Genomic DNA, 16,179 nt, shown 5'->3' with positions numbered 1-16,179 from the left:
CGTTGGTCCGGGTCTCATAGGGTGGGCAGCTGTACGTCAGGGAGAAGGTGGGTGGGCGGCATGGCGAAGAAGGTCGGCGGGTCGGCCTCCGCACGGCGGACAGCCCGGATCCAGGACGTCGCCGCCCTGGCCGGAGTGTCGGTGGCCACCGTGTCGAACGTGCTCAACCGTCCCGGACGGGTCACCGCGCAGACGTCGGAGCGCGTGCTGCGAGCCGTGCGGGAGCTGGACTACGTGGCCCACCCTGGGGCGGTCGGTCTGCGCAGCGGCCGGGTCCGCGCGCTGGGTCTGGTGGTGCCCGACATCGTCAACTCCTTCTACGCGCGGATCGCAGGCAGCGCGGCCGACGCCGCCTACGAGCGCGGCTACTCGCTGACCTTGTGCCACAGCGGCGACGATCCCGAGCGCGAGCAGGCGTACTTCGACATGCTCGCCAACCAGCGGTCCGCCGGTGTGATCGTGGTGCCGGTGGCCGCCGACCGCGGCCGCCTTGCCCGGCTGCGTCGGCGCGGCATCCCGCTGGTCACCACCGACCGCGCGGGTTCCACCGCGGACGGCTGCTCGGTCGCCGTGGACGACGTAGGAGGCGGCCGGACGGCCGTCGAGCAACTCCTCGGGCACCGTGCCGGGCGATCCGGCGGGGTGGGCGGCGAGGCGACGGTCGTGGTGGTCAACGGCAGCCGGGACATCCAGCAGTGCGCCGACCGCTACCGGGGCGCTGAGGAGGCGGTACGGGAACGGCCCGGCGTCCGGCTGGTGGAGGTCACCGTCCAGGAGATGACGCTCGCCGCCGGGGTGGCCGTGGCCCGCACGCTGGCTGAGGCGCCCGAGCTGCCCGTCGGCGTGTTCTGCACCAACGACTTCCTGGCGGCAGGCCTTGTCCGCGGACTCCTGGAGTACGGCGTGCAGGTGCCGGCGGACATCCGCGTGGCCGGGTTCGGCGATCTGGACGCGGCGACGCTGTCGGGGATGCCGCTCACCACCGTCCGCCAGTCCGTCGAGGACCTGGGCCGCACCGCCGTCGAGCTGCTCCTCGACGAGGTGGAGGCGCCGCCGGGCGAACACACCCATACCTCCCGGGTGTTCGCCCCCACCCTCGTCGTCCGCGACTCCGCTCCCTGACCGGGGGCCGCGCGGGCCAGGCCATGCCCGGCCCTCGCCGCGCTTCCTGACGTGCGCTCAGGCCGCCGTCCGTGACGGCGCGGCAGCGTGCGGCTCGTGGCGTACGACCTCCTGGGTCCGCGCCAGTAGGGCGCGCAGCTCCGGAAGCCCGCCGGAAACCGCGCCCGCCGCCCGGGCCTGGACCAGGACGTTGCCCAGCGCCGCCGCCTCGACGGGCCCGGCGACGACCGGCCGGCCACAGGCCTCCGCGGTGAGCCGGCACAGCAGAGCGTTGCGAGCACCGCCGCCGACGAGGTGCACCACGTCGATCCGCCGACCGGAGAGCCGCTCGGCCGTGTCGAGGGTGTCGCGGTAGGCCAGGGCCAGGCTGTCCAGGACGCAACGAACCAACGCGGCCTGACTGTGAGCCAGTTCGGTGCCGCGCTCCCGGCAGGCCTCCCGGATACGCGAGGGCATGTCGCCCGGCGGCAGGAACCTCGGGTCGTCGCAATCGACGACGGGACCGCCGACGGGCAGGGCACTCGCGGCTGCGAGCAGTTCGTCCAGGTCGGTGGGCAGACCCTGTGCCGACCAGGTGCGTTGCGATTCCTGCAGCAGCCACAGGCCCATGACGTTGCGCAGATAGCGCACCGTCCCGTCGACGCCCAGCTCGTTGGTGAACCGCGCGGCCCGGCTCTCCTCGGTGAGCACCGGCCGGTCGAGCTCCACGCCCACCAACGACCACGTACCGCAGGAGATGTAGCCGAAGTGCTCCGTCGTCGCGGGCATCCCTGCGACCGCCGACGCGGTGTCGTGTGAGCCGACGGCCCGCACCGGCACCGGGCCGCTGAGCCCGGTCTCGGCCAGCACCTCGGTGCTCAACTCGCCTCGCATGTCGCCTGGTTCGCACAATTTTGGGAACAACTCCGGTGGCAGACGCAGGCGTTCCAGCAGGGGCAGGGACCAGCTGCGGCTTGTGGCATCCAGCAGGCCGGTGGTGGAGGCGTTGGTGACCTCCGCGGCGATGGATCCGGTGAGCCAGTACACGAGCAGGTCGGGCACCAGAAGCAGTGTCCGGGCCTGAGCGAACCTCGCCGACCGCCGGGCCGCGGTGAGCTGGAAGACGGTGTTGAACGGCAGGTGCTGCAATCCCCCCACCGCGTACAACTCGGCGGGCGGGACGGCCGAGTGCACCGCGTCGACCGCGGTGCCGTGGCGGCCGTCGCGGTAGTGCACGGGGTTGCCGAGCAGCTGGCCGTCGGCGTCGAGCAGGCCGTAGTCGACGGCCCAGGAGTCGATGCCGATGCCGACCACGCGCGCACCCTCCCGGGCCAGCATGCGCAGCCCGTCGAGGATGTTGCCGTACAACCCGAGTACGTCCCAGTGCAGGGTTCCGCGGGTGCGCACGGGCCGGTTGGGAAACCGGTGCACTTCCCGCAGTCGTAGGGTCCCGGGGCGGACTTCGGCGGCCATCACCCGCCCGCTGGACGCGCCCAGGTCGATGGCCACGAAAACCTCGGTGCGGGGCGCACCCGCATCCGCACCCGCATCCGCATCCGCCGGCTTCCCAGCGACTTCCGTCATCTCCGCCTGCCCTGCACTCATCGCAGGAACGCCGCTGCCACGCCCGCGTCGACCGGCACGTGCAGCCCGGTCGTGTGGGACAGCTCTCCGCCGGTCAGGGCGTACACCGCGTTCGCGACGTGCTCGGGAAGTACCTCTCGGCCGAGCAGGGTGCGCTGGGCGTAGAACGCGCCGAGTTCCTTCTCCTCGACCCCGTACACCGCCGCGCGCTGGGCGCCCCAGCCTCCGGCGAAGATGCCCGAACCACGCACGACGCCGTCCGGGTTGACGCCGTTGACCCGGATCCCGTGCGGGCCCAGTTCCGCGGCGAGGAGCCGGACCTGGTGTGCCTGGTCGGCCTTGGTGGCGGAGTAGGCGATGTTGTTGGGTCCGGCGAACACCGCGTTCTTGGAGACGATGTAGACGATGTCGCCCTCCAGGCCCTGCGCGAGCATGCTGCGGGCGGCGGCGCGGGAGACCAGGAACGATCCCTTGGCCATGACGTCGTGCTGCAGGTCCCAGTCCTTCTCGTCCGTCTCCAGGAGGGGCTTGGAGATCGACAGTCCGGCGTTGTTGACGACCAGGTCGACGCCGCCGAAGGCGAGCGCCGCGGCGTCGAGGGCGGCGTCGACCGCGCCCGCGTCGCTCACGTTCACGCCGACGCCGACGGCCGTGTCCGTGCCGCCCAACTCCGCTGCCGCCGCACGGGCCTTGTCGGCGTCCAGGTCGGCGACGACGACGCAGGCGCCCTCGGCCGCAAGGCGGGTGGCGACCGCCTTGCCGATGCCGCCCGCCGCTCCGGTCACCAGGGCGACCCGTCCTGCCAGCGGCTTGGGCTTCGGCTTGCGGGCGAGCTTGGCCTCCTCCAGGGCCCAGTACTCGATCCGGAACTTCTCCGACTCGGGGATGGGGGAGTAGCGGGAGACGGCCTCGGCGCCGCGCATGACGTTGATCGCATTGACGTAAAACTCGCCCGCGACCCGCGCGGTCTGCTTGTCGGCGCCGAAACTGAACATGCCCACACCCGGGACCAGCACGATCGCCGGGTCGGCGCCGCGCATGGCCGGACTGTCGGGGAGGGCGTGACGCTCGTAGTAGGCGCGGTACTCCTCGCGGTACTGCGTGTGCAGCTCCTTCAGGCGTGCGACGGCATCATCGTGAGGCGTGTCCGCGGGCAGGTCGAGGACCAGCGGGCGGACCTTGGTGCGCAGGAAGTGGTCGGGACACGACGTGCCAAGCGCGGCGAGCCGCGGATGCTCACTGCCCGTCAGGAATTCCAGTACGGCCTCGGAGTCGTCGAAGTGACCGACCTGCCGGCGATCGGTGGACGCCAGGCCACGGATCACCGGGGCGAGGGCGGCGGCGCGGGCGCGCCGCTCCGCCGGTGGCAGCGGGGTGTTGGGAGCCAAGGGCGCACCGAAGGGCTGCGGCTTGCCGCGCTCGGCCAAGAACGCCTCGGCGGTTCGGATGATCTCCAGGGAGTTGGCCTGGCACCCCTCGCTGGTGTCGGCCCAGGCGGTGACGCCGTGCCCGCCCAGGATCGCGCCGATGGCCTGCGGGTTCTCCTCGGCGATACGGGCGATGTCCAGGCCGAGCTGGAATCCGGGGCGCCGCCACGCCACCCACACCACGCGATCGCCGAAGCACTCACGGGTGAGCTGCTCGCCGTCGGCGGCGGTGGCCAAGGCGATGCCCGAGTCGGGGTGCAGATGGTCGACGTGGGCGGCGCGGACCAGGCCGTGCATGGCGGTGTCGATGGACGGGGCCGCACCGCCGGACCCGAACCGGCAGTGATCGAAGGCGGCCACCATCTCGTCCTCGCGGTCCACACCGGGGTAGACGTCGACGAGCGCGCGCAGCCGGTCCAGGCGCAGGACGGCGAGTCCGGGCTCGGTCAGGGTGCCCAGGTCGCCGCCGGAACCCTTGACCCACATCAGGTCCACGGGGGAAGCGGTGACCGGGTCGGTGGCGGTGCCGCAGGCGGAGGTGTTGCCGCCGGCGTAGTTGGTGGTGCGCGGGTCGGAGCCGAGCGCGTTGCTGCGCGCGATGAGCTCGGCGACGACGGGATGGGTCTCACTCACGGACGGTTCTCCTGACGGGGTGTGTCGGTGGGGCGTCGGGATGTGACGGACGGATGTCGGCGCCCGGGCGGGCCGCTCAGGCACCCCAACTGGCCTGCACACCGCCGACGCGTTCGGCGGCGATGCGCTCGGCGTACCCGGAGGCCGCGAAGGCCGCGTACGGGTCGGCGGGCAGGCCGCGGGTCTCACGGAACTCGGCGAGCAGCGGGCGGACATCGGTGTGGTACGCGTCCATCAGGACGGCGTTCGCGCCGAGTACGTCCCCTGCCTGCTGGGCGGCGCGCAGTGCGTCCCGGTCGACGAGCAGGGCCTTGGCGGTGGCTTCCTGGACGTTGAGCACCGACCGGATCTGGCCGGGGATCTTGGGCTCGATGTTGTGGCACTGGTCGAGCATGAAGTTGACGCCGGAGGCCGGGGCGAGCGCGTCGTTGCCGACGATCTCGTTCATGATCCGGAACAGCTGGAAGGGGTCGGCCGCACCGACGATCAGGTCGTCGTCGGCGTAGTTGCGGGAGTTGAAGTCGAAGGCGCCGAGGCGTCCGGCCCGCAGCAGCTGCACGACGATGAACTCGATGTTGGTGCCGGGGGCGTGGTGGCCGGTGTCCAGGACGACCTGGGCGCGGTCGCCGAGGGCCAGACAGTGCAGCAGCGAGGTGCCCCAGTCGGGGATGTCCATGGTGTAGAAGGACGGCTCGAAGAACTTGTACTCAAGCAGCAGCCGGTGGTCGGGGTCGAGCAGCGCGTAGACCTCGTGCAGGGACTCGGCGAGGCGGTCCTGCCGGGCCCGGATGTCGTCCTGTCCGGCGTAGTTGGTGCCGTCGGGCAGCCACAGCTTGAGGTCGGTGGAGCCGGTGGCCCGCATGATGTCCACGCACTCGGCGTGGTGGGCGATGGCCTTCTTGCGGACGGCCCGGTCGGGGTGCGTGAGCGAGCCGAGCCGGTAGTCGTCGTCCTGGAAGAGGTTGGCGTTGACCGCGCCGATCGTGATGCCCAGGTCGCGGGCGTACGAGGTCAGCGCGTCGTAGTCGTCGACCCGGTCCCACGGGATGTGCAGCGACACCCGCGGTGCGAGCCCGGTGAAGCGCTGCACCTGCGCGGCATCGGCGAGCTTCTCCCAGGGGTCGCGTGCCACGCCGGGCTGGCCGAACACCTTGAACCGGGTACCGGCGTTGCCGAACGCCCAGCTCGGGAGCTCGATCGACTGCTCTGCGAGCGCGGCGAGAACGGACGGGGGTGTCGTCATCGGTGATCTCCTCGATCGGTCCGGGCCGGACGGCGGGACGGCAGGTCGGGTGCGGCGCACTGCCCTCGCCCCGCCGCACGGTTGAAACGTATCAAAATCGAGAGTGACGGTAGTCGCCCTCTCCGCGAGCGTCAATGAAACGAGATGGTTGCGACCAGAAACGATCTGCGGTTGAGCCCTTGTATTTCGCTGCGCGTCATGGCAGCGTCGCCGCATCGCAGATTTGAAACGCTTCATTAACGTGGAAGTCATCGCCCCGGAGAGGTGGCCGTGAACGACGACGAGCGCGTGTGCTTCCTGATGCACCTGCGTCCCGAGCTGGTCGACGAGTACCTGGAGGCCCACCGCACGGTGTGGCCCGAGATGCTCGACGCACTGCGCCGGCATGGCTGGCGCGACTACTCGCTCTTTGTCCGCGAGCAGGACGGTCTGGTCGTCGGCGTCGTGACATGTGCCGACTTCGATGCCTCACTCGCCGGCATGGACGCCGAGCCGGTCAACGCCCGCTGGCAGGCCTCCATGTCCCGCTACTTCACCGTCGACGACCGCAGGCCCGACCAGGGCATGGAGCGACTGTCGGCGTACTTCCACCTGGCCTGAGCGAACCCGCCGGTCACGGCTGTCCGCATTTCCGCCCGACCACTGCTGAGAGGCAGCGACGATGCGCATCGGGAGCAAGAACACCAGCGGTTGGAAGGCGACCATCTCGGTCGCCATGTCCAACTACATCGAGGCAGGGTCGATCATCGCGATCGCCACCAGCCTCACCCTGTGGCAGGAACGCTTCGGCGTCGACGACTTCGCGGTCGGCCTGCTCGCCGCGATCAGCGCCAACGCGTTCGGCGCCGCTGTCGGCGCCGCGATCGGCGGCCCGCTGTGCGACCGCTACGGCCGCAAGTTCATCTACACCTACGACCTGCTCCTGTACATGCTCGGCGTGCTGCTCGCGGCCTTCGCGGTGAGCTACGGGATGCTGCTCGTCGCCTTCGTGATCACCGGCATAGCCGTCGGAGCGGGAGTCCCCGCCTCCTGGACCTACATCGCCGAGGAAGCACCGCCCGAGCAGCGCGCCAAACACGTCGGATCGGCCCAACTGGCTTGGTCGATGGGCCCGGTGATCGGGTTCCTGCTCGCGGTCGTGCTCACCGGGCCGCTCGGCCTGCTCGGCAGCCGCCTGATCTTCCTGCACCTGTTCGTCGTCGCCTTCGTCGTCTGGTACATCCGCCAGGGCCTGAGCGAGTCGGCCAAGTGGACCTCCAGCCGGGACAGCGCGGACGCCGGCCGCACCCGCGGCCTGCGGGAACTGTTCTCCAACCGGCTCAACGTCAAGGCCCTGCTGTTCCTCTTCGGCATCTACGGCTTCTGGGGCGTGGTCGCGGGACAGATGGGGATCTTCATGCCCCGGGTGTACGAGACCTCGGGCGTGGAGAGCGCCGCCGGGCAGAACCTGCTCCAGGTGCTGATGTGGTCCTTCACCGTGCTGGCCACCTACTTCGGCTTCATGCGGCTCGGCGACCGGATCAGCCGCCGCCTGCTCTACACGGTGGGCGCCGTGCTCGGCGTCGTCGCCTGGGTGCTGCTGGTGTTCGTGCACGCCTCGCTGCCGGTCCTGATGCTGTTCGCGGTCTGCTGGGGCGTCTCGGCGGGCATCGGCTCCCAGGCCTTCTACGCGGTCTGGACCAGCGAGCTGTTCGCCACCCCCTACCGGGCCAGCGCCCAGGGTCTGCTGTTCTTCGCCGCACGCGTGTCGATCGGCCTGCTCAGCTACTACTTCCCGACCATGCTGGCCGACCAGGGCGTCCCCGCCGTGGGCCTGGTCATGATCGGCCTGCTGGTCCTCTCCCTGGTCATCGGCGCACTCTGGGCACCCAACACCCAGGGCCGCAGCCTGGAGGACATCGAGGTGGAGCGCTACGGAGAGGTGCTCTCCGAGCGCGCGACGGACGGCACCCGCGAGACCCCTGTGGTCAGAGCCTGAGGTTGTCGTCTGCCCGGTAAGGTGGCCGGTCGGAGTGATCGGAGGGGACGATGGCCAATATCAAGGATGTCGCGCGGCTCGCGGGCGTGTCCCTGGGTACGGTCAGCAACGTCCTCAATCATCCGGACCGGGTCAGCCAGGAACTGCGGGAACGCGTCGAACGCGCGATCGATGATCTCGGATTCGTCCGCAACGAGCCTGCCCGTCAGCTGCGCGCGGGGCAGAGCCGCACCATCGCCGTGGTGGTCCTGGACATCGCCAACCCCTTCTTCGCCGACCTGATCGCCGGCGCCGAGGACGCGGCCGCCGAGCAGGGCGCGCAGGTGATCGTCTGCAACAGCAACGGTGACCCCGCGCGGGAGGCCGGCCACCTGCAGTACCTCGGCCAGCAGCGGGTCCTCGGAATCCTGCTGTCACCCATCCAGGAGGCGGTCGCCGCGCAGCTGCTGGCCGCCCGGCGCAACAGCCCGCCCGTGGTGTTCGTCGACCGGGTCCCGGCAGGACCGGGGTTCGCCTCCGTGTCCGTCGACGACGTGCACGGAGGCGCGCTGGTCGGCGAGCTGTTCACGGCCGCCGGGCACGAGCGCGTCACGTACCTCGGCGGACCGCACACCCTGCGCCAGGTGTCCGACCGCCTGCACGGCCTGCGGTCGACCTTCCGCGGCGGGGAGATCGACGTCGTCGCCGCGCCCGAGCTGACCATCCGTGCGGGGGCGGCGGCGCTGGGCGAGCTCCTCGCCCGCCCGGCCGACCGCCGCCCACAGGCCCTGTTCTGCGCCAACGACCTGCTGGCGATCGGCGCGGTGAACGCCGCGACGCGGCTCGGCATCGCCGTCCCGGACGACCTGACGATCGTCGGCTATGACGACATCGACTTCGCCGAGACCGCAGGCGTCGCCCTCACCACGGTGCGCCAGCCCGCCCGCACGATCGGCAGGCGGGCCGCCGAACTCCTCCTGCGCGAGGTCACCGACGGGGCGGAGCCGACCAGCCTGGTCTTCAAGCCCGAGCTGGTGATCCGCTCCTCGAGCCTGCCCGTGACGGCCGCCGTCGCCGGACCACCGCCGGACCGTAGCGCCGGACAGTAGCGCCGGAGCAAGGCAGGGCGCCCAGGCACCCTGCGCCGACCCTTGACGCCCCGCCATGTGCGGCTTACGGTCCCTCCGAGATCGCGATTAAAACGTTTTACAGCTTGGTATTCCCCTTGGCAGTACGTCCTGAAGGAGCCGAACCATGACCACGGAGACCCCCGCACCCGCTGAAGTGGGGCTTCCCCGCACGACCCCGCGCAAGACCCGGATCGGCCTTGTCGCCGGCGGACTCGGCGCGTACTGGCCCCAGTTCCCCGGCCTTCTGGAGCAACTGCAGCACTCGGCCCGGGAAGTCTCCGACCGGTTCTCCGGCATGGGGTGCGAGGTCGTCGACGTCGGCTTCGTGTCCGACCCGCAGGAGGCGGCCCAGGCCGCTGACAAGCTGCGTACCACGGACTGCGACCTGATCGTCACCTTCCTCACGACCTATCTGACCGCCTCGATGGTCCTGCCGATCGCCCAGCGCAGCCAGGCCCCCGTGCTGCTCATCGACCTGCAGCCGACCGCGTCCATGGACCACGCCACGTTCGACACCGGCAAGTGGCTCGCCTACTGCGGCCAGTGCCCACTGCCGGAGATCGCCAACGTGTTCCGCCGGGCCCGCATCCCCTTCCGGTCGGTCTCCGGCCATCTGCACGACGACAACGCCTGGACCCGCATCGAGCGCTGGATCCGCGCCGCCGGTGTGCGCGCCGCGATGCGGCACGGACGGCACGGCCTGATGGGACACCTCTACCCCGGCATGCTCGACGTCTCCACCGACCTCACCCTCGTCTCCGCCCAGTTCGGCTCACACGTGGAGGTCCTCGAAGTCGACGACCTGCGGGTCCGCGTCGCCGAGGTCACCGAGCGGCAGGTCGACGAGCGAGTGGCCCTGGCCCGCGAGGTGTTCACCCTCGACACATCCGTCGTCGAGGAGGACCTGCGCTGGGGCGCCAAGGTCTCGGTCGGCCTGGACCGCCTGGTCGACGACTTCGCCCTGGACTCCCTCGCCTACTACCATCGCGGCCTCGACGGCGAACTCCACGAACGCCTCGGGGCGGGGATGATCCTCGGCGCCTCACTGCTCACCGCGCGCGGCATCCCCGTCGCCGGTGAGTACGAGCTGCGCACCAGTCTGGCCATGCTCATCGCCGACCGGCTCGGCGCGGGCGGCTCGTTCACCGAACTACAGGCACTGAACTTCGACGACAACGTCGTCGAGATGGGCCACGACGGTCCCGCCCACCTCGCCATCAGCAGCGCCGACCCCCTGCTGCGCGGCCTCGGCGTCTACCACGGCAAGCGCGGCTGGGGCGTGAGCGTGGAGTTCGACGTACGGCACGGCCCCGTCACCACCTTCGGACTCGGGCAGGACGCGGACGGCACCTACATGGTGATCGCCTCGGAGGGCGAGGTCGTCCCCGGCCCGCTGCTGGAGATCGGCAACACCACCTCCCGCGTGGACTTCGGCTGCGATCCCGGCGAGTGGACCGACGCATGGAGCGCCTCCGGCATCGGCCACCACTGGGCCCTGTGCGTCGGACATCGCGCCAAGGATCTCCAGGCTGTCGCCGACCTGCTCGGACTGCCGTTCGTCCGCGTCACCGTCTGACGGCCGGAGCAGGTCGAGAACGCCGGCGCTTCAGAGCGAAACCTTCCCATTCCGCTGCTTCTGATCTGATCTCTGGAGGAAACGACATGACGACGACCGCACGATTTCGCAGGCGGCTGGCCGTGCTTGGGCTGCCCCTGGTTCTGGTGCTCTCCACGGCGCAGACGACGTATGCGGCTCCGACTGACGGGGACAAGCCCAAGACAGGGACCGGCGAAAAAACAGTCACCTTGGTGAACCAGGACGCCGACGGAAACCCCACCATCCGATTCGACGTCAACGGCAACGCCATCGACGCCCACGACGGCCAGATTCAGCGCTTCGGCGATACCTACTACCTCTATGGCACCAGCTACGGCTGCGGGTTCGAGTGGAACACCCCCGGGGCTCCGTTCTGCGGGTTCGTCTCCTACAGCTCGCCCGACCTGGTGAACTGGACCCCGCGCGGTCCGCTGTTCGACGCCTCCACGGAGACCTGGCAGAAGCAGTGTGACGGCGGCACCTACGGCTGCTTCCGCCCGCACGTCGTGTTCAACAAGAAGACCCAGAAGTACGTGCTGTGGATCAACTCCTACGACAACGGTGTCGGCTACCACGTCTTCACCTCCGACCACCCGACCCGCGGGTTCGAGGAGGTGGAGGTGCCGGACCTCGCGGCCCCCGAGGGTGCGCCCGGCGGCGTGAACTACGGCGATCAGCAGATCTTCGTCGACGATGACGGGACCGCCTACCTCTCGTTCACCGACTGGCGCCGGGACGGCGACATCATCATCGAGCGCCTGGACGACAGCTATACGACAGGCACCGGCGACTGGACCCGGACGAATCTGCGCTCGACCGAGGCGCCGACGATCTTCGAGCGTGAGGGCACGTACTACCTCACCTACTCCGACCCCAACCGTGGGTACACGACCACCGGCACCGGCTACGTCACAGCGCCCACTCCGCTCGGGCCGTGGTCGGGGACGGGCACCAGCCGCGACGCCTGGTCGGTCTCCGACGGGATGCTGAACATCGAGGGTGGTGACGTCGGTCTGAGCCGCGAGGGCGAGGACTGGCGGGACTACTCCTTCGAGGCGAAGGTCACGCCCAAGCGGGCCGAGGAGGGCGACTACGCGCAGGTCGGCCTCGCCGTGCGCGGATCGGCCGAAGGCAGCTACCAGTGGCTCATCGGCAACTACCCCCACGACGGGGCGACCGGTGGCAACCTCACCAAGTTGGTGCCGGGCAAGCCGGCCACCACCGAGAAGCTGCCGATGCCGATCGTCACCGGGCAGTCCTACGACGTCAAGATCACCGTCAAGGGCTCGCGAATCGAGACCTGGATCGACGGCCGATTGGTGGACACCACGGAGGACACCACGAGCGATCACGGTCGCGTTGGATTCCGCGAGGGCGCCGGCGAGAAGGCGAGCGTCGACGAGGTCACCGTCACCGCGGCAGACGGAACGGTGCTGCTGTCCGACGACTTCTCCGACGGGCTGGAGAAGTGGGACCGTCCGGCGCCGACCATCACCGGGACCAACATCACCACGACCTCGTGCGGTGGACAGCCGACGGACGTCCTGCCGCTCGAGACCAGCTCCGGCACTGTGTACCTCTACCAGTCGGACGTGTGGATGAACGCGAAGCCGAACGAGGCGCTCGCCAAGCACTACTGGCAGCCTCTGGAGTTCGACAGCGACGGCTCCATCCGGCCCATCGAGTGCGGCCGGTCCTACGACGTCACGATCCCGGTCGGGCCGGACAAGCCGCTCCCTCCCAAGCCGGCGGTCAGCACCGGCGACCGTGGCTACCGCACCCACTGGGACGTCGCGGACGGACTCGCCCGCGCGCAGGAGATCACGATGCCGGGCGCCGGCCGCCTGCGGGCGGTGCGCTTCACCACCTTCCAGTCCGGGTACCCGAACGCGCCGCTCGTCCTCGACCTGCGTCGCACCGGGGCCGACGGCGTCGGCGCCACCGTGGCGTCCGTGGAGATCCCCGCCGACAAGATCTCATGGGCCGCGCGATGGGCCGAGCTCAAGCTCGATCGACCGCTGCAGGTCCGCGCCGGTGACCGGTTCGCGCTGGTGGTTCGGTCCGCGACGACCCAGGGCGCCTACGGCATCGCCTACAGCGACACCACCCCCTACGACGGAGGTCGGGCCCTGATCAGCCACGACGGTGGCAAGAAGTGGGCTGCGGAGTCCGGCCGTGTTCTGCGCGTCGAGGCCGACGTCTCGTGATGGCGCGCCACTGAGTGGGGAGACTGCTCAGCCTGGATCCACCGTGCGGCGGTCGGCTGTGAACCATCCAGCGAACCCGATCAGAAACCACGCGGTGGATCCAGGCTCAACACCACCGACAAGTCCCTCGATGAGCTCGAGTCCGAGCGGAATGCGTGATGAAGGAAATCCTCAAGTCCCAGTCCATCGAGACCCCTTCGTGGGGGTACGGCGACTCCGGCACCCGGTTCAAGGTGTTCGCCCAGCCCGGGGTTCCGCGCGATCCGTACGAGAAGCCGGACGACACGGCGCAGGTCCACCGTTACACCGGCGTTGCCCCGGTCGTCTCGCTGCGGTTGCGCAGGCTGCTGCACCGCACGCAGCCCGTGCTGCGGTACGAGCCGCGCGGCCAGGCCGCCCGGTGGGAGGAGGCCGAGGCTCCGTGCGCGTAGCTCTGTTCGTGACCTGCATCAACGACGCGCTGTATCCGCGTACGGGGCAGGCGGCCGTCGCACTGCTGGAGCGGCTGGGCGTCGCAGTCGAGTTCCCGGCGCAGCAGTCGTGCTGCGGCCAGCCGCAATACAACACCGGCTATCGCAGCCAGGCGGAGCCGCTCGCGCAGCGGTACGCGTGGACCTTCGCCGACTGCGACTACGTGGTGACCCCGTCCGGCTCCTGCGCCGCGATGGTGCGCGACCACCACCCGAAGCTGGCCGCGGGCGACGCGGCCGGGCGGACCTACGAGCTGACGGAGTTCCTCACGGACGTGCTCGGGGTGACCGATGTCGGCGCCTACTACCCCCACACCGTCACCTACCACCCCACCTGCCACGGCCTGCGCATGCTCGGCCTGGGCGACCGGCCGCGGCGGTTGCTGGAGCAGGTCAAGGGCCTGTCGCTGCGGGAGCTGGAGGGAGCCGAGGAGTGCTGCGGCTTCGGCGGCACCTTCGCGGTGAAGAACCCCCACGTCTCCGCGGCGATGGGCGCGGACAAGGCCCGGCACATCGAGGACACCGGCGCCGACGCCGTCTGCACGGTGGACAACTCCTGCCTGATGCACATCGGCGGCACGCTGTCCCGGCGCGGCTCCGCGGCCCGGCCCGTACACATCGCGGAGATCCTCGCCAGCACCGAAGGAGGCGTGTGGTGAGCGGTACGTTCCTGGGCCTGCCCGCCTTCCCGCGGGCCGCGGCCGACGCCACCGAGAACCAGCAACTGCGCGGCAACCTGCGCCATGCCACGCACACCATCCGCGCCAAGCGGGCCGCGGCGGTCGCCGAACTGGACGACTGGCAGCAGCTACGCGCCGCGGGCAAGGCCATCAAGGACCGGACGCTGCGCCACCTGGACAGATATCTGGTGCAGGTCGAGGAAGCGGTCACCGAAGCCGGCGGTACCGTGCACTGGGCCGCGGACGCCGCCGAGGCCAACCGCATCGTCACCGAGCTGGTGCGGGCGACGGGCGAGACGGACGTCGTGAAGGTCAAGTCCATGGCGACCCAGGAGATCGAGCTCAACGACGCCCTGGCCGAGGCCGGCATCAGCGCGTACGAGACCGACCTCGCCGAGCTCATCGTGCAGCTCGGCGACGATCTGCCCTCGCACATCCTCGTCCCGGCCATCCACCGCAACCGGGGCGAGATCCGCGACATCTTCACCGAGAAGATGGCCGACTGGGGCAGACCGGCCCCGGACGGGCTCAGCGACCGGCCCGCGGACCTGGCCGAGGCGGCACGGCTGCACCTGCGGGAGAAGTTCCTCAAGGCCAAGGTCGCCATCTCCGGCGCCAACTTCATGGTCGCCGAGACCGGCACCCTGGTCGTTCTGGAGTCGGAGGGCAACGGCCGCATGTGCCTGACCCTCCCCGAGACGCTGATCTCCGTCGTCGGCATCGAGAAAGTGGTGCCGACCTGGCGGGATCTGGAGGTGTTCCTGCAGCTGCTGCCGCGCTCGTCCACCGCCGAGCGCATGAACCCCTACACCACCACCTGGACCGGCACCACCGACGGCGACGGGCCGCAGGACTTCCATCTCGTGCTGCTCGACAACGGCCGCACCGACACCCTCGCCGACGAGGTCGGACGGCAGGCGCTGCGGTGCATACGCTGCTCGGCATGCCTGAACGTCTGTCCCGTGTACGAGCGGGCCGGCGGCCACGCATACGGCTCCGCCTACCCGGGGCCGATCGGCGCCATCCTCACCCCGCAGCTGCGCGGCACGGCGAGCGAGCTGGAGGCGTCACTGCCGTACGCGTCGTCGCTGTGCGGCGCCTGCTACGAGGTCTGTCCCGTCGCCATCGACATTCCCGAGGTGCTGGTGCACCTGCGCGAACGGGTCGCAGAGGGCGGCGAGGTCACCGAGCGCGGCCGGCGGACGGTCATCAAACCGGCGAGAAGTCACGCGGTCGAGCGGGCGGCGATGCGCGCCGCGGGCTGGGTCTTCCGGCATCCGCGGACCTTGCGGGCCGGGCAGCGACTTGCGGCCCGTACCCGCAAGGTGCACCCGAAGCGGCTGCCGGGACCGGGACGCGCCTGGTCCGACAGCCGCGATCTGCCGACGGTGCCCACGGAGTCCTTCAGCGACTGGTGGCAACGCACCCACAAGGGCGGCGAAGGGAGCGGCGGCGCATGAGCCATCGCGACATGATTCTGGACCGGATCCGGCGGGCGACGGCCGCACATACCGGCAGCGCGACGGAACCGGAGATCGCGCGGGACTACCTGCGCGTGCACGGCACCCGCACGCCGGTGCAATCAATCGAACTACTGGCGGAGTACCGAGCCCGGGTACACCATGCGGACGCCGCCAGCCTGCCGCGATTCATCGCCCAACTGCTCGCCGAGCGCGCCTCCCGCCGGATCGTCGTCCCCGCCGGTCTGCCGCAGGTGTGGCTGTCGGCCACGGACGCCGAGCAGATCCCGGACACCGCCGACCTCACCGCCCGCGCACTGGACGCCGTCGACGGTGTGGTCACCGGCTGCACCCTGGCGATCGCCGAGACCGGCACCCTGGTCCTCGACGCCGGCGACGGGCAGGGGCGGCGCAGGATCACCCTGGTCCCCGATCACCACATCTGCGTCGTCCACGCCCCCGGCCAGGTCGTCGACTCCGTGCCCCAAGCCCTCGAACGCCTCGACCCCGCACGCCCACTGACGTGGATCTCCGGCCCCTCGGCCACCAGCGACATCGAGCTCGACCGGGTCGAGGGCGTCCACGGGCCGCGCACGCTGGACGTCGTCCTGCTGCACTCCCCCACGGCCCATACGGGCACGCACCACGTCTCACGTTCGACCTGATTCTCCCCTTCGCCATGCAAGGAGC

General features: G+C 70.4%; 12 protein-coding genes and 1 pseudogene. 10 read left to right on the top strand and 3 right to left on the bottom strand.

Going from position 1 to position 16,179, the window contains the following annotated elements; all coding sequences use genetic code 11:
• Nucleotides 1-60 precede the first annotated feature (60 nt).
• On the top strand, nt 61-1,122 hold the full coding sequence (locus tag ACIQRW_RS26700; protein ID WP_403764712.1) for a LacI family DNA-binding transcriptional regulator: 1,062 nt from the start codon (nt 61-63) through the stop codon (nt 1,120-1,122).
• A gap of 57 nt (nt 1,123-1,179) precedes the next feature.
• Here ACIQRW_RS26700 and ACIQRW_RS26695 read toward each other — a convergent pair whose 3' ends face one another.
• The 3 genes from ACIQRW_RS26695 to rhaI form a co-directional block, all read right to left on the bottom strand.
• Nucleotides 1,180-2,685 (bottom strand): rhamnulokinase family protein, encoded by a 1,506-nt coding sequence (locus ACIQRW_RS26695; protein WP_403764710.1) that lies wholly within the window; start codon nt 2,683-2,685, stop codon nt 1,180-1,182.
• A 17-nt stretch (nt 2,686-2,702) separates the two neighbouring features.
• Nucleotides 2,703-4,745 carry a bifunctional aldolase/short-chain dehydrogenase gene (locus ACIQRW_RS26690; RefSeq protein WP_403764708.1) on the bottom strand — a complete coding sequence of 681 codons (2,043 nt, stop codon included), beginning with the start codon at nt 4,743-4,745 and terminating at the stop codon, nt 2,703-2,705.
• Between the two features lie 76 nt (nt 4,746-4,821).
• Nucleotides 4,822-5,988 (bottom strand): L-rhamnose isomerase, encoded by a 1,167-nt coding sequence (rhaI, locus tag ACIQRW_RS26685; protein WP_403764706.1) that lies wholly within the window; start codon nt 5,986-5,988, stop codon nt 4,822-4,824.
• A gap of 270 nt (nt 5,989-6,258) precedes the next feature.
• Here rhaI and ACIQRW_RS26680 point away from each other — a divergent pair, with 270 nt between their 5' ends.
• The 9 genes and pseudogenes from ACIQRW_RS26680 (at nt 6,259) to ACIQRW_RS26640 (ending at nt 16,154) form a co-directional block, all read left to right on the top strand.
• On the top strand, nt 6,259-6,588 hold the full coding sequence (locus ACIQRW_RS26680) for an L-rhamnose mutarotase (protein ID WP_403764704.1): 330 nt from the start codon (nt 6,259-6,261) through the stop codon (nt 6,586-6,588).
• A 61-nt stretch (nt 6,589-6,649) separates the two neighbouring features.
• On the top strand, nt 6,650-7,966 hold the full coding sequence (locus ACIQRW_RS26675) for an MFS transporter (protein WP_403764702.1): 1,317 nt from the start codon (nt 6,650-6,652) through the stop codon (nt 7,964-7,966).
• Between the two features lie 50 nt (nt 7,967-8,016).
• Nucleotides 8,017-9,054, top strand: coding sequence for a LacI family DNA-binding transcriptional regulator (locus ACIQRW_RS26670; protein WP_403764700.1), 1,038 nt, complete (start codon nt 8,017-8,019; stop codon nt 9,052-9,054).
• 145 nt (nt 9,055-9,199) lie between these two features.
• Nucleotides 9,200-10,651, top strand: coding sequence for an arabinose isomerase (locus tag ACIQRW_RS26665; protein ID WP_403764698.1), 1,452 nt, complete (start codon nt 9,200-9,202; stop codon nt 10,649-10,651).
• A gap of 86 nt (nt 10,652-10,737) precedes the next feature.
• Nucleotides 10,738-12,879 carry a family 43 glycosylhydrolase gene (locus ACIQRW_RS26660; protein ID WP_403764696.1) on the top strand — a complete coding sequence of 714 codons (2,142 nt, stop codon included), beginning with the start codon at nt 10,738-10,740 and terminating at the stop codon, nt 12,877-12,879.
• 158 nt (nt 12,880-13,037) lie between these two features.
• Nucleotides 13,038-13,217: pseudogene (locus ACIQRW_RS26655) on the top strand (rhamnose isomerase); the annotation flags it as partial.
• 83 nt (nt 13,218-13,300) lie between these two features.
• Nucleotides 13,301-14,008, top strand: coding sequence for a (Fe-S)-binding protein (locus ACIQRW_RS26650; protein ID WP_403764694.1), 708 nt, complete (start codon nt 13,301-13,303; stop codon nt 14,006-14,008).
• The gene (locus ACIQRW_RS26645; protein ID WP_403764692.1) at nt 14,005-15,489 is read left to right on the top strand and encodes a lactate utilization protein B; all 1,485 of its coding nucleotides are present in this window, start codon (nt 14,005-14,007) and stop codon (nt 15,487-15,489) included. The genes ACIQRW_RS26650 and ACIQRW_RS26645 overlap by 4 nt, the downstream gene beginning before the upstream one ends.
• Nucleotides 15,486-16,154, top strand: a complete 669-nt coding sequence (locus ACIQRW_RS26640; protein ID WP_403764691.1) for a lactate utilization protein C — start codon at nt 15,486-15,488, stop codon at nt 16,152-16,154. The genes ACIQRW_RS26645 and ACIQRW_RS26640 overlap by 4 nt, the downstream gene beginning before the upstream one ends.
• The last annotated feature ends 25 nt before the right edge of the window (nt 16,155-16,179 follow it).

Origin of the sequence: Streptomyces sp. NPDC091287, assembly GCF_044768525.1 — a bacterium.
Lineage (GTDB): Bacteria > Actinomycetota > Actinomycetes > Streptomycetales > Streptomycetaceae > Streptomyces.
The sequence above is the reverse complement of the archived record's forward strand: the minus strand, read 5'-3'. Positions and strand labels throughout refer to the sequence as shown.